Origin of the sequence: uncultured Catenibacterium sp. (assembly GCF_900540665.1) — a bacterium.
In the GTDB taxonomy this organism is placed as follows: domain Bacteria; phylum Bacillota_I; class Bacilli_A; order Erysipelotrichales; family Coprobacillaceae; genus Catenibacterium.
Genome location: NZ_UQGV01000040.1, coordinates 1 through 19,063, shown reverse-complemented (window position 1 = coordinate 19,063; position 19,063 = coordinate 1). Strand labels below are relative to the sequence as shown.

19 protein-coding genes and 1 other annotated feature are annotated in these 19,063 nt (G+C 35.2%); of the genes, 18 read left to right on the top strand and 1 reads right to left on the bottom strand.

The window, feature by feature from the left end; genetic code table 11:
* Positions 1-186 precede the first annotated feature (186 nt).
* From topA to QZQ55_RS06450, 18 genes are all read left to right on the top strand, one after another.
* Positions 187-2,271, top strand: a complete 2,085-nt coding sequence (topA, locus tag QZQ55_RS06535) for a type I DNA topoisomerase (protein WP_295091342.1) — start codon at positions 187-189, stop codon at positions 2,269-2,271.
* Positions 2,272-2,313: 42 nt separating this feature from the next.
* Entirely contained in the window at positions 2,314-3,606 is a 1,293-nt protein-coding gene (trmFO, locus tag QZQ55_RS06530; RefSeq protein WP_295091339.1) for a methylenetetrahydrofolate--tRNA-(uracil(54)-C(5))-methyltransferase (FADH(2)-oxidizing) TrmFO, read from the top strand.
* Positions 3,599-4,531 (top strand): site-specific tyrosine recombinase/integron integrase, encoded by a 933-nt coding sequence (gene xerA / locus QZQ55_RS06525; RefSeq protein WP_295091336.1) that lies wholly within the window; start codon positions 3,599-3,601, stop codon positions 4,529-4,531. The genes trmFO and xerA overlap by 8 nt, the downstream gene beginning before the upstream one ends.
* Positions 4,532-4,553: 22 nt before the next feature.
* Positions 4,554-4,624 (top strand) — a sequence feature (ribosomal protein L21 leader region).
* Positions 4,625-4,643: 19 nt separating this feature from the next.
* Positions 4,644-4,952, top strand: coding sequence for a 50S ribosomal protein L21 (gene rplU / locus QZQ55_RS06520; RefSeq protein ID WP_270398112.1), 309 nt, complete (start codon positions 4,644-4,646; stop codon positions 4,950-4,952).
* Complete coding sequence (locus QZQ55_RS06515) at positions 4,952-5,272, top strand: ribosomal-processing cysteine protease Prp (protein WP_295091333.1); 321 nt, start codon at positions 4,952-4,954, stop codon at positions 5,270-5,272. The genes rplU and QZQ55_RS06515 overlap by 1 nt, the downstream gene beginning before the upstream one ends.
* 4 nt (positions 5,273-5,276) lie before the next feature.
* On the top strand, positions 5,277-5,558 hold the full coding sequence (rpmA, locus tag QZQ55_RS06510; protein WP_022425801.1) for a 50S ribosomal protein L27: 282 nt from the start codon (positions 5,277-5,279) through the stop codon (positions 5,556-5,558).
* Between the two features lie 50 nt (positions 5,559-5,608).
* Positions 5,609-6,886, top strand: coding sequence for a GTPase ObgE (obgE, locus tag QZQ55_RS06505; protein WP_295091330.1), 1,278 nt, complete (start codon positions 5,609-5,611; stop codon positions 6,884-6,886).
* A 69-nt stretch (positions 6,887-6,955) separates the two neighbouring features.
* Complete coding sequence (gene ruvA / locus QZQ55_RS06500) at positions 6,956-7,516, top strand: Holliday junction branch migration protein RuvA (RefSeq protein ID WP_270398109.1); 561 nt, start codon at positions 6,956-6,958, stop codon at positions 7,514-7,516.
* Between the two features lie 15 nt (positions 7,517-7,531).
* Positions 7,532-8,524 (top strand): Holliday junction branch migration DNA helicase RuvB, encoded by a 993-nt coding sequence (gene ruvB, locus QZQ55_RS06495; RefSeq protein WP_022425798.1) that lies wholly within the window; start codon positions 7,532-7,534, stop codon positions 8,522-8,524.
* 17 nt (positions 8,525-8,541) lie between these two features.
* A complete protein-coding gene (locus QZQ55_RS06490; protein WP_295091327.1) occupies positions 8,542-9,012 on the top strand; it encodes a helix-hairpin-helix domain-containing protein in 471 nt (156 codons plus the stop codon).
* Entirely contained in the window at positions 9,003-10,979 is a 1,977-nt protein-coding gene (locus QZQ55_RS06485; protein ID WP_295091324.1) for a ComEC/Rec2 family competence protein, read from the top strand. Before QZQ55_RS06490 ends, QZQ55_RS06485 begins: the two co-directional genes overlap by 10 nt.
* A gap of 41 nt (positions 10,980-11,020) precedes the next feature.
* Entirely contained in the window at positions 11,021-11,980 is a 960-nt protein-coding gene (gene holA, locus QZQ55_RS06480; RefSeq protein ID WP_295091321.1) for a DNA polymerase III subunit delta, read from the top strand.
* A 1-nt stretch (position 11,981) separates the two neighbouring features.
* Positions 11,982-13,073, top strand: coding sequence for a radical SAM family heme chaperone HemW (gene hemW / locus QZQ55_RS06475; RefSeq protein ID WP_295091318.1), 1,092 nt, complete (start codon positions 11,982-11,984; stop codon positions 13,071-13,073).
* A 129-nt stretch (positions 13,074-13,202) separates the two neighbouring features.
* Positions 13,203-14,225 carry a heat-inducible transcriptional repressor HrcA gene (hrcA, locus tag QZQ55_RS06470; RefSeq protein WP_295091315.1) on the top strand — a complete coding sequence of 341 codons (1,023 nt, stop codon included), beginning with the start codon at positions 13,203-13,205 and terminating at the stop codon, positions 14,223-14,225.
* 13 nt (positions 14,226-14,238) lie between these two features.
* Positions 14,239-14,802: a nucleotide exchange factor GrpE gene (gene grpE / locus QZQ55_RS06465; protein ID WP_295091312.1), complete on the top strand. Its 564-nt coding sequence runs from the start codon at positions 14,239-14,241 to the stop codon at positions 14,800-14,802.
* 17 nt (positions 14,803-14,819) lie between these two features.
* Complete coding sequence (gene dnaK / locus QZQ55_RS06460; protein WP_295091309.1) at positions 14,820-16,634, top strand: molecular chaperone DnaK; 1,815 nt, start codon at positions 14,820-14,822, stop codon at positions 16,632-16,634.
* A 51-nt stretch (positions 16,635-16,685) separates the two neighbouring features.
* Entirely contained in the window at positions 16,686-17,810 is a 1,125-nt protein-coding gene (gene dnaJ / locus QZQ55_RS06455) for a molecular chaperone DnaJ (protein ID WP_295091305.1), read from the top strand.
* Between the two features lie 50 nt (positions 17,811-17,860).
* Positions 17,861-18,538, top strand: coding sequence for a YjjG family noncanonical pyrimidine nucleotidase (locus tag QZQ55_RS06450; protein WP_295091302.1), 678 nt, complete (start codon positions 17,861-17,863; stop codon positions 18,536-18,538).
* Between the two features lie 34 nt (positions 18,539-18,572).
* Here the strand turns inward: QZQ55_RS06450 and rpmB are convergent, their stop codons facing one another.
* Positions 18,573-18,758, bottom strand: a complete 186-nt coding sequence (rpmB, locus tag QZQ55_RS06445) for a 50S ribosomal protein L28 (RefSeq protein ID WP_022425067.1) — start codon at positions 18,756-18,758, stop codon at positions 18,573-18,575.
* Between the last annotated feature and the right edge of the window lie 305 nt (positions 18,759-19,063).

Sequence of the window (19,063 nt, the reverse complement as noted above, 5' to 3'; positions counted from 1 at the left end):
AAACGTAGGTATGTACCGAAGGCTATTTCGGGAATTTACGACTATGAAGTGTACATGAACTTGTGAGTAGATATGATTTCGGTCAATCGAAAGCATACACAATAAAATAGTAAGTAATGTTCGTGAGAACTTATATTATCTCGATGTGAAGATATTAAATCACATTTTGAGTGGCAGGTTAGATGTATGAGTCATTTAGTTATTGTCGAATCACCATCTAAATCTAAAACAATTAGTAAATATCTAAGCGATGATTTTGTTGTAAAATCATCAAAAGGACATATCAGAGACCTGGCTATCTCTGGAAAAGGCGGCTTAGGTGTAGATATAGAAAATGAGTTTGCCCCTCATTATGTTATTAGTAAAGATAAGAAAGATGTTGTAAAAGAATTAAAAGCCTGTGCCAAAAAAGCAGATGATGTTTATCTCGCAACCGATCCGGACCGTGAAGGAGAAGCCATCTCATGGCATTTAGCAGAAGTGTTAGGATTAGATCCTGAGACTACAAAAAGAGTAGAATTCCATGAAGTCACAAAGAATGCTGTTACAAAAGCGATTGAAAATCCTCGCAAGATTGATATGGATCTTGTTCATTCTCAGGAAACAAGACGTGTCTTAGATAGAATTATCGGGTTTAAGCTTTCTAAACTTCTACAGAAGAAGATTAAATCTAAGTCTGCAGGACGTGTACAGTCAGTTGCATTAAGATTAATCTGTGAGAGAGAAGCAGAAATTGATGCATTCATCCCAGAAGAATTCTGGAAGATTGATGCTGATTTTGAAAAGGATAATATTCCATTCAATGCAGAACTCACTAAGTATAAAACTAAGAAATTAGAAATCCATAATGGTGAAGAAGCACAAGCCATTTATGATGCATTGACACCTACATTTACTGTAGAGAAGATAAAGAAAACGACAAAGAAGAGAAATTCATATGCACCATTTATTACTTCAACACTGCAGCAGGAAGCTTCTTCTAAATTAAATTTTAAAGCAAGACGTACGATGTCTATTGCTCAGAAGTTGTATGAAGGGATTGATATTGGAACTGAGACTGTCGGTTTAATTACTTATATGAGAACAGACTCTATTCGTTTATCACCTGAATTTACTGCAGCTGCAATGGATTATATTGAAAAGACATATGGTAAAGAATATGTAGGAAGTGTTAAAGTTTCTAAGAAGACTGAAAATGTGCAGGATGCTCATGAAGCCATTCGTCCTACAAGTATTGATCGTACACCAGAAAGTATTAAACAATACCTTACACAGGAACAGTATAAGCTGTATTCATTAATCTATGCACGTGCACTTGCTTCATTAATGGCACCAAGCCAGTCTGCAAGTACATCTTTAGTATTAGATAACAATGATTATAAGTTTAATGCATCAGGCTCTATCTTAAAATTTGATGGATGGTTAAAGGTTTATGGTGAATATGATAAGAGTAAGAACGAATTACTACCAGATATGGATGAAAATGAATTGATTGATGCGAAGAAGATCAATAAAGAACAACATTTCACTACACCACCAGCACGTTATACAGAAGCAAAGCTTATCAAGGCGATGGAAGAATTAGGTATTGGTCGTCCTTCTACTTATGCCACTATTATTGATACAATTCAGACTAGAGAATATGTCATTTTAGAAAAGAAGACATTTAAACCTACAGATTCAGGACTTTTGACTAATAAGAAGCTTCTTGAATATTTTGATTCAATCATCAATGTAGACTATACTGCAAAGATGGAAAATGAACTTGATGAAATTGCGAAAGGGCAGGATACTTATGTTCATGCCTTAACTGAATTTGAACAGGCTTTTGAACCACTATTAGAAAAAGCATATGACGGTATGGAAAAGATTGAACCTAAAAAGACAGGGGAAAAATGTCCTGAATGTGGTGGAGATCTTGTCATTAGAAAAGGCCGCTTTGGTGAATTTGTTGCCTGCTCTAATTATCCAGAATGTAAATATGTCAAGGCTGATGAAAATAAGATCAATGAAGAAACAGGTGAGACATGTCCTCAATGTGGTTCTCCTATGATCTATAAAATGGGTCGTTTTGGACGTTTTGAAGCATGTTCTAATTACCCTAAGTGTAAATATATCAAGCCTCAGAAACTTGAAGAGACAGGTGAAACATGTCCTAACTGTGGCAGTCCAGTTGTATGGAAGAAGGGCCGTTTTGGCCCATTTAAAGCCTGCTCTAATTATCCGAAGTGTAAAACAATTATTAAAGAAAAGAAAAAGAAAGAAGAATAATGAACTGCCCATGCAGTTCATTTTCTTTCATTGGAGGAAAATATGATCAAGGAAGTAAATGTTGTTGGTGGTGGACTTGCTGGTGTTGAAGCCACTTACCAGCTTATTAAAGAAGGTATTCCTGTACATCTTTATGAAATGAGACCGGTTAAGAAGACAGATGTACATAAAACAAGTGATTTTGCAGAATTGGTATGTTCTAATTCATTACGTGCAGATGGCTTAAAGAATGCAGTAGGTGTATTAAAACAAGAAATGACAATGAATGACAGCTTGATTATCAAGATGGCGAGAGACCATGCAGTTCCTGCAGGAGGTTCTTTGGCAGTCGATCGTGAAGGTTTTTCTCGTGCGGTGACAGAGTTTATTGAAAATCATCCTCTTGTCACTGTTCATCGAGAAGAAGTGACTCGTATTCCAGATGGACCTACTATTATTGCATCTGGACCTTTGACGAGTGATGCACTTGCAAAAGAAATTATGGATTTAATGGGTAATCAGGATTATTTCTATTTCTATGATGCGGCAGCTCCGATTGTCACAAAAGAATCTATTGATTTCAATAAAGCCTTTTATAAATCACGTTATGATAAGGGTGATGGAGAATATATCAACTGCCCAATGACGAAAGAAGAATTTAATGCTTTCTATGATGCACTTATCAATGCAGAAGTTGTAAAGCCTCATGATTTTGAAGAAAAGTTCTTTGAAGGCTGCATGCCTTTTGAAGAAATCGCAAGAAGAGGAAAGCAGACACTTCTTTTTGGCCCAATGAAGCCGGTAGGACTCGAAAAAGATGGTCAGCGTTTTGAAGCAGTTGTTCAGTTAAGACAAGATAATGCAGTGGGTTCTCTTTATAATATTGTAGGATTCCAGACACATCTTAAATGGGGTGAACAGGACCGTATTATTCATATGATTCCAGGACTAGAAAATGCTTCTATTGTTCGTTATGGTATCATGCATCGTAACTGTTACTTCAATTCACCTACTTATTTAAATCCTACATATCAGTTCAAGAATCGTGAAGATTTATTCTTTGCAGGTCAGATGACAGGTGTAGAAGGATATGTAGAATCTGCACAGAGTGGTATTGTGGCTGGTAAGAATATGGTGAGATATTTAAAGGGAGAAGAACTTCTTACTTATCCTAGAGAAACAGTCATGGGTTCTTTGGCTTATTATATTACACATGCGTCCCCAAGTGATTTCCAGCCGATGAAGGCTAACTTTGGTATTCTTCCTGATTTAGAAGGTAAAGTGAAGAAAAAAGAAAAGAAAGAAAAATATGCACAACGTGCATTAGAAAAGATGGAAGAATTCATCAATGGATGAAAAGAAAGCTTTTCTTCACTATCTTAAATATCAAAAGAACTACTCTGTACTTACTTTACAATCCTATGAAAGAGAATTAACTGATTTTCTCTTATTTATAGGTAAAGAAAGTATTTCTTTACAGGAAGTAGACTATTATGTAATCCAGAATTATCTGATTCATCTGAATGAGAAACATTTGTCTCATACAACAATCAATCATTATTTGAGTTCTCTTAGATCATTCTTTAAATATTTATGTCAACAGAATATTGTGGTCTCTAATCCTTTCTCACAGGTGCATTCTTTAAAAACAGGTTCTAGAAATCCTGATTTCCTTTATGTTGATGAAATGATGGGCTATCTAGACTCAATTGATACGCATACATCTCTAGGAGTAAGAAATAAGGCGCTTTTAGAACTTATGTATGCATCAGGCCTTCGAGTCAGTGAAGTAGTATCATTGCGCTTATCACAGATTGATTTTAATAGACAGATGATAAGAGTGCTTGGTAAAGGAAGTAAAGAAAGAGAAGTACCATTTCATGATTATGCAAAGAAATGGTTATTGCAATATATCAATGATGATCGTATCAGCATTATGAATGAATATCATGAATCACATGATTATGTATTTGTGAATAGAAGAGGAAAGAAACTGACAAATAGAGGGATAGAGAATGTTGTTGACCGCACAATGTATCTCTATGATCCTTTACGTAAGATTCATCCTCATACAATTCGTCATTCCTTTGCAACTCATTTACTAGATGCAGGCATGGATATCCGTATTGTACAGGAATTATTAGGACATTCCTCTTTATCAACAACTCAGATTTACACTCATGTATCACAAGAACACCTAAGAGAAGTGTATAATCGTACCTGTCCTAGACAAGAATTCAAGAAAATTGAAAAAAATATTGACGATAAGGGTAAGAAATGATATTATAATCTGCGTTGTAGACCTCTGACTACAACCGCACATAAGAGGTATTAAATGCAAGTGCTGCCTTGGTTGGCGAGTCTAAGAGAAAAAATATGAAGGAGGTACACTGATGTACGCAATTATTGAAACTGGTGGAAAACAGTTAAAGGTTGAAGCCGGAGATACTATTTTTGTAGAAAAGTTAGATGTTGAAGAAGGCACTGAATACACTTTCGAAAAGGTTCTTTTAGTTGGTGATAACGGTGTTAAAGTTGGTCATCCTTATGTAGAAGGTGCTAAGGTTACTGCAACTGTTGAAAAACAGGGTAAGGAAAAGAAAGTCACTGTATTCAAATATAAGCCTAAAAAGCATTATCATAAGAAACAGGGTCATAGACAGCCTTATACTAAGTTAACAATCAAAGAAATTAACGCTTAATGACTCACGTAGATGTCGTGTATCATGCAGGTCAGATTCAATCTATCAAGGTTGAAGGACATGCTGGACAAAATGAATATGGTAAAGATCTTGCATGTGCTGGAATCAGTACTGCAGTAGTAGGTATTTACAATATGCTTGAAGCCAAAGGCTTCATGAAAGATGGCAATCTTGCCAATGTAGAGAGTGGTTACTCTTATTTCGAGATATTCAATAATCGTGAAGATTATCAGATTATTCTAGAAACTTTATTAAAAATTCTAGAAACTGTTGAATACTCATATGAACAATATGTTAAAATTAACACTAGGGAGGTATAATACTATGTTAAAGTTAGATTTACAGTTATTCGCTTCTAAAAAGGGTGTAGGTTCTACTAAGAACGGTCGTGACTCTGAATCAAAGCGTTTAGGTGCTAAGCTTTCTGATGGACAGACTTGCACAGCTGGTTCAATTATTTATAGACAGAGAGGTACAAAGGTTCATCCTGGTACTAATGTTGGTAAAGGTGGAGACGATACTTTATTCGCTAAAGTTGATGGTGTCGTTAAATACGAAAGACTTGGTAAAAACAAGAAACAGGTATCTGTTTACCCAGTAGCTTAATCTCAAGAATCCCCTATGGGATTCTTTTTTTGAAGAAAGAAGGTGGATACATGAAATTTATTGATCGCGTTAAGATTTATGTTCAAGCTGGTACTGGTGGTAATGGTACAGTTGCGTTTAGACGTGAAGCACATGTTCCTAAAGGAGGTCCATCTGGAGGAGATGGAGGTCGTGGAGGAAGTGTTATCTTCGTTGCAACAAACTCATTATCTACTTTATTAGACTTAAGATATTATCGTGAATATAAAGCACAAAATGGTGAAAAAGGTCATGCTAAAAAGATGCATGGTGCTGATGCGGATGACTTAGTCATCAGAGTACCAGTTGGCACTTGTGTTTATGATGATGATACAGGCAATATTATTGCCGATCTTACTAAAGATGGTCAGCGTGCTATTATCGCAAAAGGTGGTCGTGGTGGTCGTGGTAATGCAAGATTCGCTTCATCACGTAACCCAGCACCTAAGATCTGTGAAAATGGTGAACCAGGTGAAAAATTCAATTTAAGAGTAGAATTGAAGCTACTTGCAGATGTTGGATTAGTTGGATTCCCAAGTGTTGGTAAGTCTACTTTATTATCTGTTGTTTCAAAAGCAAGACCACAGATTGCTGATTATCACTTTACTACTATCGTGCCGAATTTAGGTGTTGTACAGGTCAAGGATGGTCGTTCATTTGTTATGGCTGACTTACCTGGTCTTATTGAAGGGGCATCACAAGGTAAAGGATTAGGTCATCAGTTCTTAAGACATATCGAAAGATGTCGTGTTATCGTGCATATTATTGATATGAGCGGTAGTGAAGGCAGAGATCCTTATGAAGATTATATCACTATTAATAAAGAATTAGGTGATTATGAATATCGCTTATTAGAAAGACCACAGATTATTGTTGCTAATAAGATGGATGGCGATGAAGCAGAAGAAAACTTAAAGAAATTCAAGGAAAAACTTGGAGATCAGAAAGTATTCCCAATCATTGCACCAATCCATGAAGGTATTGATGCTGTTCTTTATGCAGTTGCTGATGCATTAGAAACTGCACCAGACTTCTTTAATCAGGAAGAAGAACAGGAAAGTGTTCTTTATACTTATAAGGAAGAAGAAAAACCATTCACTATCCACAACAAGGGTAATGGTGTATGGGAAGTCACTGGTAAGAAGGTTGAAAGACTTGTACAGATGGCATCATTTACTACAGATGACGGCTTCCAGAGATTTGCATTACAGATCCGTAATATGGGTATTGATGATGCATTAAGAGAAGCGGGCTGTGAAGATGGCGATACTGTATGCCTATATGACTTCGAATTTGAATTTTATAACTAATACCATTTCTAGAAATGGTATTTTTTTTTGACATATGATAGAATTAGGAAATGCGTAAAGGAGAATTTTATGTATAGTTATATCAAAGGAATCATTGCAGATTTGTATTCGGATCATATTGTCATAGATAATCATGGGATAGGTTATGAAGTACATGTATCTAATCCTTATAATTTTAAAAAGGGTGATGATGCAACAGTCTATATATATCAACAGGTCAAAGAAGATGACATTACTTTATTTGGCTTTAAGAAAAAAGAAGAAAAAGAATTATTTCAGAAGCTTATTCTTGTTAAAGGGATAGGCTGTAAGACGGCTATCGGTATTCTTGCGACAGGTGAGATTGATGCGATTATTGATGCGATAGAAGGAAAAAATATAGCATATCTTAAGAAGATACCAGGTATTGGACCTAAGGCGGCACAGCAGATCATTCTTGACTTGCATGGTAAGTTTGATAAACGCGCAATGAAGCCTCTTGGATCTCCAGATTATGAAGAAGCCACTGAAGTATTAATCGCATTAGGATATAAACAGAGTGATGTAGAAAAAGCTATGAAAGTATTATCTAGTGAAAATCTAGATACAAATGGCTATGTGAAACGTGCATTAGCTTTATTAACACAATAATGAAAGGGGAATCTTATGGATCGTGATATTTTAGATACTAATGAACATATCGAAGATGAAGAAAGTTCTTTAAGACCGGCTTCTTTTGATGAATATGTAGGTCAGCATGATTTAAAAGAAAACCTTCGTGTCTTTGTAGGTGCTGCAAAGATGCGTGATGAAACGCTCGATCATGTTTTATTCTATGGCCCTCCAGGACTTGGTAAGACGACTATGTCGATGATTATTGCGAATGAAATGGGAACTCATATCAAGATTACAACAGGACCTTCTATTGAAAAAACGGGAGATCTTGTTGCTTTGCTTACATCTCTAGAACCAGGTGATGTTCTCTTTATTGATGAAATTCATCGTTTGAATAAAGTTGTAGAAGAAATACTGTATCCAGCGATGGAAGATTTCTGCGTGGATGTTATGATTGGTAAAGATGCTACAACGCGTTCTGTACGTATTGATTTACCTCCTTTTACATTAGTAGGAGCGACTACACGTGCAGGGGACATCTCAGCTCCATTACGTGACCGTTTTGGTATTGTAGCTAAACTTGATTATTATAAGGATGAAGAACTCAGAGATATTATTTCTCGTACAAGTAAAGTCTACGGTATGACCATGGAAGAAGAAGCAAAGATGGAACTTGCCAGACGTTCAAGAGGGACACCACGTATTGCGAATAGACTCTTTAGACGTGTAAGAGACTTTGCACAGTTTTATGGTGATGAAATCATTACAAAAGACCGTACAATGCAGGCACTAGACCGTTTAAAGGTTGATAATCTAGGCTTGGATGATGTCGATCATAAATACTTACTTGGTATTATCAATCGTTTCCAGGGTGGACCGGTTGGTTTAGAAGCACTTGCGGCAAGTATCGGTGAAGAAAGAATGACACTAGAAGATGTATATGAACCATACCTGCTACAAAAAGGCTTGATCAAACGTACTTCAAGAGGCAGAATTGCGACAGATCTAGCTTATAGACATTTTCATATTACAAGAGAGAATTAGATTAATTCTCTTTTTTTATGCGTCAAATTAAGATTATTGGGCTGATTCTTTTGAGTATTGCCTCATTTATATATAGTTATCAAAAGCCTGAAAAAGTCAGCTCTACACAAAAATCAGAAGTCTATGTCACATTAGAAGGTGCTTTTAATCAAACAGGTGAAGTTCCTATTAAAGAAGGTATGACAATGAGTGACTTAGTAAAGGAAGTAGGGGTTAAAGAGAGTGCCTGCATGGAGTCTTTAAATATGAATAGAAGTATTCAAGCAGAAATGCGTTTTTACTTACCAGAAAAAAGAGCGAATATGATTTCACTCAATAAAGGAACTTTAGAAGACTTTATGACTTTAAAAGGAGTGGGAGAGAAAACGGCACAGAAGTTCATTGACTATAGACAAATACAGCCTTTTTATTCAATAGAAGACATCATGAATATACAAGGGATAGGTGAGAAGAAATATCTCATCTATCGTGACTATTTATGCCTTTAAGATATCACCTAGTGTATTATGCTGTATTTGTTTTATTGCTGTCAGTTGCTTATCTTGTTCATCCACTATTTTATATATTTCTACTTGCTTATTTATTTTATCTAGTGAAACGTTTTGGAAGACGAATGTTATGTCTTCTTTTTTTATTGCCTATTATACTTAGACCATCTATATCACCAGAAGTACCTTCCATTGTTTCTGGAAAGGTGAAAGATATAAGAGATAATTACGTTATTTTAAATACTGATTATGGGAAGATTAAAGCCTATACAGATCATACTTTTCAATATAATGATGAAGTACTTGTTAAACTTAGATTTCTTGAAATTAAGCATCGCAAGGATCCAATAGGTTATGATGAATATCATTCATTCAAAGCTAACAATATCGTCGCAAAGGCAAAAATTGCCCATATTACCTCTGTTTCATCCCATCCTTCCTTTTATCAATTACTAGAAAAACATTTCTCTTCTTCAAAGTCTATTAAAAGCTATCAGAAGCTTTTTATTCTAGGCATAAAAGATGAAGCCATTAAAGAAGACTATTCATTACTAACAAGTCTTTCTCTTGTTCATATGTTCGCTCTTTCAGGTATGCATATTCATTTGCTGTATAAATGTTTAAGTCTTATTAAAACATTTGTGCGTGATGATGTTGCAGATATCATTATTAAAATATTCATTGGCTTCTATGTCTTTTCTATACCTTATAATATATCCCTTTATCGTGCTTTTTATATGTTAGTAATTTATGATCTTGTAAAAGAGAAGTTCAATCAATTAGATGTACTATCATTGCTTGTTTTATATAATATTATCAAGAACCCTTATATCATCTTCAGTATTTCTTTTGTCTTCTCTTATTTTATCTATTTCCTTGTCATTATGACAAAACATTTCCCATATCGCTCTTTCCTTATCTATTTAGGTGGTATTCCTATTATCCTCACGCTTAACTTCTCTATTAATATCTTTTCTTATTTTTTAACGGTTCTTCTTTCTCCTGTTATATCCTTCTTCTATATTGTGACACTACTCTCTCTTATTTTTCCAATAGATCTCATTATGAAGATGATGATCAACTACCAGCAGATGATCTTGAACTTTATTACTTCATTTAATGCAGAAATCATCTTTCAAAAACCAACACTCTCATTTATTGTTCTTTATTATGTCATCTTGTTTTATATTTTCTTATTATTAGAAGAAAAGAAGAGTATTCAGATTTCTATGTCTCTATTATGTGCACTTATGATCAGCTTTCACATATATAGTATTTATAAACCATATACTCAGGTCTCTACTATTGATGTGGGGCAGGGGGATTGTTCATTGATCCGTCTACCTTTTAATCAAGGAAACTATTTGATTGATACAGGGGGTAACAGGGAATATGATATTGCCACTCATAATGTTATTCCCTTTCTTAAATCTCAAGGTGTTCCGTGTATTGATAGAGTGTATATATCTCATCACGATTATGATCACTATGGTGCTTTGGATTCATTGAAGAAGAAATATAAAGTCAAGCGTATCATTGACTCCTATCAGAAAGAAGAGAAGAATAAGTTGATTACAATTAAAATGCTTAAAAGTGATGTGATTTATCCTTCTACTAATGAAAATTCTTTAGTTATGTTAGTAACAACAGGAGGCTATAATTATTTATTTACTGGTGATATTCCAAGCAATGTGGAAAAAGATCTTTATAAGAAATATGGAGAAATAGATATAGATGTTTTAAAAGTGGCTCATCATGGTAGTGGTTATTCTTCTTCTGTAACATTCTTTCAAATGGTACATCCACGTATTGCGATGATTGGTGTAGGAGAACATAATCTTTATGGTCACCCAGCGCGTATTGTGATTAAAAGGTTAGAAGAAAGAAAGATTAAGATATTGCGTACTGATATTGATGGCAGCTTTTCTATTATCACTTATTTAGGGGAACATCTTATTTACCGTTAATCATGAATATATGGTAGAATAGGACAAAAGGATGGAGAACTATGAATATTGTATTATACGGAGAAGAAAAACTATTACTTGCACAAAGATTAGAGGATTTAAAAAAGAAATATCAATGTACAAGTGATGATATGAATTATATGGTCTATCATACTGATGAAACACCAATGAAGGAAATCATCGAAGATGCTTTAACACAGCCTTTCTTGACAGAATATAAGATGGTTGTCTTAAAGAAACCGGTCTTTCTTACAAAAGAGAAGCCTAAAAAGAAGCTTGTCACAGATGAAGATATCAAGCTGTTTTTAGATTATATTGAACATGATAATCCGACAACAATCTTTGTTATATATCAGGATCAGCGCAATTTTGATGAAAGAAAGAAGGTAGTCAAATCATTACGTAAGCATGCAAAATGGTATGAAATGGAAAAACTAACCTTTGATCAGCTTTATAAAGCTACTAGAGAAGCAATCATTCATAGAAATGCTGCTATTGAGGACAATGCTCTTGCTTTGTTGTTGGACCGCTGTGGAAATGATCTTTTGGCTATTTCTAATCAGGTAGAAAAACTATGTCTTTATACACGTAATATAAAGAAGGAGGATGTTGAAAGACTTGTACCACCACGAGTTGAAGAAGATGTATTTAAGCTGACGAATGCACTTATGAATCATGATTTAAGAAACATCATGCGTGTTTATCAGGATTTGATTTCTAAAAAGCATGATCCTTTAGAACTCATTGGATTAATTGCGAATTCATTACGCAATCTCTACCAGGTCTCTATTATGAGCAAGAAGGGCTATCGTGATAATGATATTGCATCAACTTTAGGACTTAATCCTCGTGCTATCTATCCAATCCGTAAAAATGCTGCACACTTTGATATTACAGAACTTATGGAAAAACTCTATGCTTTATCAGAACTTGATTATGCAATCAAGACAGGGTCAGTGGATAAATATAGAGGGTTAGAACTCTTCTTGATGAGGATATAAGATGGAAACAAAAGCACTTTATATTCATATTCCTTTTTGTGATCATATCTGTTCTTATTGCGATTTTGCTAAGGTTTATTATCGTGAAGAGTTTGTGTTACAGTATCTAGAACGTTTAAAGGAAGAACTTGATACACTTCCTCATCATTCAATGGAAACCATTTATATAGGAGGAGGCACACCAAGTGCACTTTCCTTAAATCAATTAAAGATGTTATTGAATATGATTGATCCTTTTATAGGTGATGGAACTCTAGAATATACTATAGAAGTCAATCCTGAATCAGCAACGCGAGATAAACTAGAAATGATGCATCAACATGGAGTTAATCGCTTAAGTGTTGGTGTACAGACATTTAATAATACGTTATTAAAAAGAATTGAACGTTATCATACATCTTCTATTGCGAAAGAAGTAGTAAGAAATGCGAAGACTATTGGCTTTAAGCATATCTCTATTGATTTGATGTATGGATTACCAGGACAGACACTAGAAGATGTGAAGGAAGACTTACAGATTGCCTTATCACTTCCTATCAATCATTTATCCTACTATTCTCTTATACTAGAAGAACATACAAGACTATATGACAACTATGAACCACTTGATGAAGAAACTGAAGGAATCTGGAGTGATTATATTGTAGAGACACTCTCTCATGCAGGATTTCATCGTTATGAGGTTTCTAATTATGCATTAGGGGATCATGAATCTTATCATAATAAAGTCTATTGGCATTATGAGAACTATTATGGTGTCGGTATTGGTGCTACAGGTAAAATAGATGATGAACTTATTTCTCACTCGCGTAGTCTTACTGATTACTTGCATGGGAAGAATACTATATATATAGAAAAAGAAACAATCGAAGATACAATGTTTAATCACCTCATGATGTCTTTACGCCTTGAAGAAGGATTGGACCTTGATGAATTTAAAAGAAGATATCATCGTATTATAGAAGATGTCTATAAAGTGGCTCTTACTAAGAATCTAGATAACCACAATCTGGTTATTGAAAATAATCATTTAAAAACAAATCATACGCTTGATCTTCTTAATTCCATTCTTCTTGATTTCCTGCCAGAGTAGTACAACGGTTTCTAGAAATAGATACCGTTTTTTTAATACAAACTAGCACTAAAGACTTGACACTGCTAAAAAAGAATGTATAATGAATCTAGCACAAGAGGAAAAAGAGTGCTAAGGAGGTGCTTGAGAATGCTATCGGCAAGACAAATGCTAATATTTAAATATATTGTCGAAGAGTTTATTGAAACAGCAGAACCTGTTGGATCAAAGCTATTGATGACAAAATATGAATTACCTTATTCAAGCGCCACTATCCGAAATGAAATGAGCAAGCTTGAAGAACTTGGCTTTCTAGTAAAGACACATACATCTTCTGGTCGTGTTCCTTCTAAGAAGGGCTACTACTATTATGTAAATACTTTGCTTCAGCCAAATGTTGATGAGCAGGTGAAGAATCAGGTTGCAACAATCTTTAGTGATACACATCAATCATTGAATAGTTTGATTAAAGAGAGCTGCGAAATGTTAAGCCAGTTGACTGATCTGACGGCGGTTGCTCTAGGACCTAATTCAAGTTATGAATGTCTGCAGAACATTACACTTGTTCCAATCGGGACGCGAAATGTGACAGCCATCATAGTGACGGATAAGGGACATGTAGAAAATCGAGTTTTCACTTTATCTGAGACATTGAGTTTGGATGATTTACAATCTTGTGTGGCGGTAATGAACGACACATTAGTAGGAACGCCAATTAATCAGGTTGCAGATAGATTAGAAAACGATGTCAAGCCAATCCTCAATACGAGAATCAAGGAACATGAAATCTTATTTAATGCTTTCTTAGAAGCGTTTATGAAATTTGCAAGAAACAATGTATATTTCTCTGGTAAAGATCATTTGCTTTATCAGCCAGAATACAACGATGTCAACAAGTTAAGAAAACTAGTAAGTGCATTTGAAAATTCATCTAACTGGAATTTCTTAACACCAACAGATGACGATGGCATTAAGGTATTAATTGGTGATGATTCAAATGTATCTGGACTTGATGATGTATCTGTTATTTCATCTTCTTTTGATACAGGAGGAGCTAATAAAGGAACGATTTCTGTAATCGGTCCAACGCGTATGCCTTACAAGAAAGTTGTATCGCTTGTAGAATATATTACTGAAAATATAGAAAGAATCATCAAGGAAAATGATGAGTAGAAGAGGTGAGACCATGGCAGAAGAAATGAAGAAAGAAGAAGCTGAAGAAACTGCTGAAGAAACAGTTGAAGAAACAGCTGAAGAAGTAAAAGAAGAAACAACTGAAGAAAAAGTAGATCCTAAAGATGAAAAAATTAAAGATTTAGAATCTCAAATCAACCAGTGGAAGACAGATTATTATAAAGTATTTGCTGATATGGAGAACTTAAAGAAAAGACTAAAAACAGAACATGCAAATCAGTTAAAGTATGCAATGCAGTCTTTTATTGAAGAGTTACTACCAGTTATTGATAACTATGAAAGATCATTAACAGTAGAACCTGAAAGCGAAGAAGGTAAGAATATTCTTAAGGGTAACCAGATGATCTTGAACCAGTTGATGAATATTTTAGGTAAGAATGGTGTAACTGTGATTGAAGCACAGGGTAAGGAATTTGATCCAAATATCCACCAGGCAGTTATGCAGGATGATAATCCTGACTTTGGTCCAAATATTGTGACTGAAGAATTACAAAAAGGTTATATGTTAAAAGACAGAGTTATTAGAGCAACTTTAGTGAAAGTGAATAAGGATTAATAGGAGGAGAACTTATTATGAGTAAAGTTATTGGTATTGATTTAGGTACAACAAATTCATGTGTCAGTGTTATGGAAAATGGTGAAGCAAAAGTTATTGCGAATCCAGAAGGAATGAGAACAACTCCATCAGTTGTTGCATTCAAAAATGGTGAAATCATTGTTGGTGAAGCTGCAAAGCGTCAGGCAGTTACAAATCCTGATACTGTAGCATCTATCAAGAGACATATGGGTACAAGCTATAAAGAACATGTAAATGGTCGTGATTATACACCAGAAGAAATTTCAGCAATGATTCTTCAGAACTTAAAGGCTACTGCTGAAAGTTATTTAGGTGAACCTGTGACTCGTGCAGTTATCACAGTTCCAGCTTACTTCAATGACTCACAGCGTCAGGCTACTAAGGATGCTGGTAAGATTGCTGGTCTTGAAGTTGAACGTATTATCAACGAACCTACAGCAGCAGCTCTTGCTTATGGTGTAGATAAAGCAGATCAGGAACAGAAAGTATTAGTATATGACTTAGGTGGAGGAACATTCGATGTATCTATCCTTGACTTAGCTGATGGTACTTTCGATGTATTAGCAACTGCAGGTAACAACCACTTAGGTGGTGATGACTTCGATAAGAAAGTTATGGACTACATGGTTGCTGAGTTTAAGAAAGAAAACGGTGTTGATTTAAGCGCTGATAAGATGGCTATGCAGAGAGTTAAAGATGCTGCAGAAAAGGCTAAGAAAGACTTATCTGGTATGATGCAGACTCAGATCTCATTACCATATATCACAGCAGGTGCTAATGGACCACTTCATTTAGATATGACTCTTACAAGAGCTAAATTTGATGAATTGACATCTGATTTAGTTGCTGAAACAGAAGTTCCAGTAAGACAGGCATTATCTGATGCTGAAGTTACTCCGTCAGAAATCGATCAGATCTTATTAGTTGGTGGTTCTACTCGTATCATCGCAGTACAGGAATCAGTTAAGAAATTATTAGGAAAAGAACCTAATAAGTCAGTTAACCCTGATGAAGTAGTATCTATGGGTGCTGCAATCCAGGGTGGTGTTATCACTGGTGATGTTAAAGATATCGTATTACTTGACGTTACACCATTATCACTTGGTATCGAAACAATGGGTGGTGTTATGACAGTATTAATCCCACGTAACACAACTATCCCAACTACTAAATCACAGATCTTCTCAACTGCTGCTGATAACCAGCCAGCTGTAGATATCAACGTATTACAGGGTGAACGTGCTATGGCTAAAGACAATAAGCAGTTAGGCTTATTCAAACTTGATGGTATTGAACCAGCTCCAAGAGGCGTTCCTCAGATCGAAGTATCATTTGATATCGACGTTAACGGTATCGTAAACGTTAAAGCAAAAGATATGAAGACAAATAAAGAACAGTCTATCACTATCCAGAACTCTACAGGTTTAAGTGAAGAAGAAATTGATAGAATGGTTAAGGAAGCAGAAAGCAACAAAGCAGACGATGAAAAGAAACGTAAAGACATCGAAACTAAGAACAAAGCAGAAGCTATGATCAACCAGATTGATAAAGCTTTAGCTGAACAGGGTGCTAACCTTCCAGAAGATCAGAAGAACCAGGCTACAGCTTTAAGAGATGAACTTAAGACTGCATTAGATAATAATGATATGGCTACTCTTGAATCTAAGATGAGCGAACTTGAACAGATTGCTCAGCAGATGGCTGCTGCTCAGTATCAGCAGCAGAATGCTGGTAACACAGCAGGTGCAGACACTTCATCTAACAACAATAACGATGATTTCGTTGATGCAGACTTTACTGAAAAGAACTAACAAGAAAGCCAAGGGAATTCCCCTTGGCTTATATTAAATGAGGTGTAATTTATGGCAGATAAGAGAGATTACTATGAAGTCCTTGGGGTATCCAAGGATGCTTCAAAAGATGAAATAAAACGTGCCTATCGTAAGATGGCAAAGAAATATCACCCTGATGTGAATAAGGCGCCTGATGCAGCAGAAAAGTTTAAGGAAGTCAATGAAGCCTATGAAATTCTTTCTGATGAGAATAAGAAGGCCGCTTATGACCGTTATGGACATGCAGCATTTGAACAGGGTGGTGCAGGTGCTGGAGGATTTGGTGGCCAGGGATTTGGCGGATTTGAAGATATGGACTTTGGTGATATCTTTGGTTCATTCTTTGGCGGAGGACAGTCACGTTCTAGAAGACCTACAGGACCACAAAAAGGTGAAGACCGTTATGTTCAGATAGAAATTGATTTCATGGATGCTATCAAGGGGAAAAAGACTGAACTTAAGATCAACTATGATGAACAGTGTTCTCGTTGCCATGGTACAGGTGCGAAGAATCCTAATGATGTGCATACATGTTCTAGATGTGGTGGTACAGGTCGTATTAGAGTACAGCAGCGTTCACCATTTGGTACTATTATTAATGAATCAGTCTGCCCAGACTGTCATGGTACAGGTAAGGTAGTAAAAGATAAGTGTCCACATTGTCATGGTTCAGGATATATTAATAAGAATGTTACTGTAGAATTAACTATCCCGGCTGGTATTAATTCTCATCAGCAGTTACGTGTAGCTGGTAAAGGACAGCGTGGTGTGAATGGTGGACCTAATGGTGATCTATATGTAGAAATCTATGTACGTCCACATAAATTCTTTGTACGAAATGGTAATGATATTTCTATATCAGTTCCAGTTTCTGCAGTAGACGCTACTTTAGGTTGTGAAGTAGAAGTACCTACTGTTTATGGTGATGTCACTATGAAGATTCCTGCAGGAACACAGACAGGTACAGTCATGAGACTTAAGGGTAAAGGTGTTAAGAACATGCGTGGTGATATTTATGGTGATCAGTATGTTCAGGTCAATGTTTCTATTCCTAAGAAGCTCAGCAAGAAAGAAAAAGACCTTTATACAAAACTTAAAGAATTAGATGAAAAAGAATCTATTTTTGATCAATTTAAGAAATCATTCAAGAGATAGGGATATTGAGTATTCCTATCTTTTTTGTATAATGGAATAAGGAGGTTATTATGAAATATAAAACTATATTATGGGATATAGATGGCACACTTCTTAATTTTGAAATGTCTGAAAGAATCAGCATGGAAAAATGTCTAGAGAAGCATGGTGTGTCTATGACAGAAGCACAATTTGAAGAATACAAAAAGATTAATAAAGAATGTTGGAAGATGATTGAAAAGGATCATTCAAGAAGAAATGAACTCATGGTGAAACGTTTTGTAGACTTTTTTACATTACTTAATGTTTCTATTGATGGTGTTCAGTTTAATAAAGATTATCAGGAAGCATTAGGTACTTATTATTGTTTGAATGAGAACGCCTTAGAAGTCATTTTGGCGCTTAAACCACACTGCAAGCAGTATGCAGCATCAAATGGCTCAAAAGTCGCTCAGTTAGGCAAATTAAAGGGTACAGGGCTCTATGACTTATTTGATGATATCTTTATATCAGAAGATGTAGGATATGAAAAACCAGATATTACATACTTTAATTATATTGAAGACAAGACCCACTATGATCCTGATACAACAATTATTATTGGAGATTCACTTACAAGTGATATCAAAGGTGGAGAGAATGCTGGCATAGATACATGCTACTTTAATACAGAACATCAAAAAAACACTTCTCAAGCTGTCACATATGAAATAGACAAACTTATAGAAGTGTTAGACATAGTAAAATAAAAGAGGCTGTTTCCAGCCTCTATTATTATATCGATTAAGCGCTCTTTCTTAAAGTTCTTAACTGTCTTGCAGAAACTCTTACCTTTGTAGGCTTACCATCGATGATGACAGTAGCTTTCTGTAAGTTAACATTCCACTTTCTTCTTGTAGCGTTTAATGCATGAGAACGGTTGTTACCAGACATAGGTCCTTTACCGCTAAGCTGACATTTTCTAGACATTGAATTCACCATCCTTTTACTTGTTTCACATACTCGTGTATCTTACCATCTACCTCATCAAAAATCAATCATTTTTTTTATTAAACTGTCCAAAATGTAAAAAAAGGTGTATTTATGCATCAAATAAGGATTGAAAAATCTTTATTGTTTGCTATAATCCTAATAGTTTGTAATGTTTGTGTATATGATATATAATTACTATTATGAAAAAAGAATAAAAAATGGAGGAATCACCCATGATAGAAGACCCAAGAAAACAGCAGATGAAGGCACTCAAGGGAGAGATGGTGCGCAATATCATCATT

Bases quoted from the DNA above. Each gene is read 5' to 3' on its own strand.
- topA (WP_295091342.1), top strand. From the start codon at position 187: ATGAGTCATTTAGTTATTGTCGAATCACCATCTAAATCTAAAACAATT.
- trmFO (WP_295091339.1), top strand. From the start codon at position 2,314: ATGATCAAGGAAGTAAATGTTGTTGGTGGTGGACTTGCTGGTGTTGAA.
- xerA (WP_295091336.1), top strand. From the start codon at position 3,599: ATGGATGAAAAGAAAGCTTTTCTTCACTATCTTAAATATCAAAAGAAC.
- rplU (WP_270398112.1), top strand. From the start codon at position 4,644: ATGTACGCAATTATTGAAACTGGTGGAAAACAGTTAAAGGTTGAAGCC.
- QZQ55_RS06515 (WP_295091333.1), top strand. From the start codon at position 4,952: ATGACTCACGTAGATGTCGTGTATCATGCAGGTCAGATTCAATCTATC.
- rpmA (WP_022425801.1), top strand. From the start codon at position 5,277: ATGTTAAAGTTAGATTTACAGTTATTCGCTTCTAAAAAGGGTGTAGGT.
- obgE (WP_295091330.1), top strand. From the start codon at position 5,609: ATGAAATTTATTGATCGCGTTAAGATTTATGTTCAAGCTGGTACTGGT.
- ruvA (WP_270398109.1), top strand. From the start codon at position 6,956: ATGTATAGTTATATCAAAGGAATCATTGCAGATTTGTATTCGGATCAT.
- ruvB (WP_022425798.1), top strand. From the start codon at position 7,532: ATGGATCGTGATATTTTAGATACTAATGAACATATCGAAGATGAAGAA.
- QZQ55_RS06490 (WP_295091327.1), top strand. From the start codon at position 8,542: ATGCGTCAAATTAAGATTATTGGGCTGATTCTTTTGAGTATTGCCTCA.
- QZQ55_RS06485 (WP_295091324.1), top strand. From the start codon at position 9,003: ATGCCTTTAAGATATCACCTAGTGTATTATGCTGTATTTGTTTTATTG.
- holA (WP_295091321.1), top strand. From the start codon at position 11,021: ATGAATATTGTATTATACGGAGAAGAAAAACTATTACTTGCACAAAGA.
- hemW (WP_295091318.1), top strand. From the start codon at position 11,982: ATGGAAACAAAAGCACTTTATATTCATATTCCTTTTTGTGATCATATC.
- hrcA (WP_295091315.1), top strand. From the start codon at position 13,203: ATGCTATCGGCAAGACAAATGCTAATATTTAAATATATTGTCGAAGAG.
- grpE (WP_295091312.1), top strand. From the start codon at position 14,239: ATGGCAGAAGAAATGAAGAAAGAAGAAGCTGAAGAAACTGCTGAAGAA.
- dnaK (WP_295091309.1), top strand. From the start codon at position 14,820: ATGAGTAAAGTTATTGGTATTGATTTAGGTACAACAAATTCATGTGTC.
- dnaJ (WP_295091305.1), top strand. From the start codon at position 16,686: ATGGCAGATAAGAGAGATTACTATGAAGTCCTTGGGGTATCCAAGGAT.
- QZQ55_RS06450 (WP_295091302.1), top strand. From the start codon at position 17,861: ATGAAATATAAAACTATATTATGGGATATAGATGGCACACTTCTTAAT.
- rpmB (WP_022425067.1), bottom strand. From the start codon at position 18,758: ATGTCTAGAAAATGTCAGCTTAGCGGTAAAGGACCTATGTCTGGTAAC.